Source organism: Mesorhizobium sp. M7A.F.Ca.US.002.01.1.1, from assembly GCF_004022955.1.
In the GTDB taxonomy this organism is placed as follows: Bacteria; Pseudomonadota; Alphaproteobacteria; order Rhizobiales; family Rhizobiaceae; genus Mesorhizobium; species Mesorhizobium ciceri.
Genome location: NZ_RZQE01001016.1, coordinates 1 through 630, shown reverse-complemented (window position 1 = coordinate 630; position 630 = coordinate 1). Strand labels below are relative to the sequence as shown.

Annotated in this window: 1 protein-coding gene; it reads left to right on the top strand. The window is 64.9% G+C overall.

All coding sequences use genetic code 11. The features are described 5' to 3' along the window. The coding region (locus tag EN932_RS37450) for an ATP-binding cassette domain-containing protein (RefSeq protein ID WP_128369587.1) at positions 1-630 on the top strand (630 nt) is incomplete at both ends.

The window sequence follows — 630 nt, the reverse complement described above, 5'->3', positions numbered from 1 at the left end:
GCTGTGGTTCGGCTCGCGCGACGTGCTCGAAGGCTCGATATCGCCAGGCACGCTCGGCCAGTTCCTGCTCTATTCGGTGTTCGCCGCCGGCGCGCTGGGCGCGCTGTCGGAAGTGTGGGGCGAACTTGCGCAAGCGGCGGGTGCTGCCGAACGGCTGACCGAGATCCTGGCCGAGAAGCCGGCGATCCAGGCTCCCGCCGATCCGAAGCCGCTGCCGGCCGTCGCCAAGGGCGCGATCGTCTTCGACAATATCTCCTTCTCCTACCCGGCAAGGCCCGACCGCGCCGCCGTGCACGGCTTAAGCTTTCAGGTCATGCCGGGCGAGACGGTGGCGATCGTCGGGCCGTCAGGGGCCGGCAAGAGCACGGTGTTTTCGCTGATCCTGCGTTTTTACGATCCCGAAACAGGCAAGATCCTGATCGACGGCGTCGATGTGCGCGAGGCCGATCCCGTTTCGGTCCGCCAGCGCATCGCCATCGTGCCGCAGGACGTCACCATTTTCGCGGCAAGCGCGCGTGACAATATCGGTTTCGGCCGGCCGGGAGCCAGCAAGACCGAAATCGAGACGGCGGCGAAGGATGCACTTGCCGATGAATTCATCCTCAAGCTGGAAAAAGGCTATGACAGCCA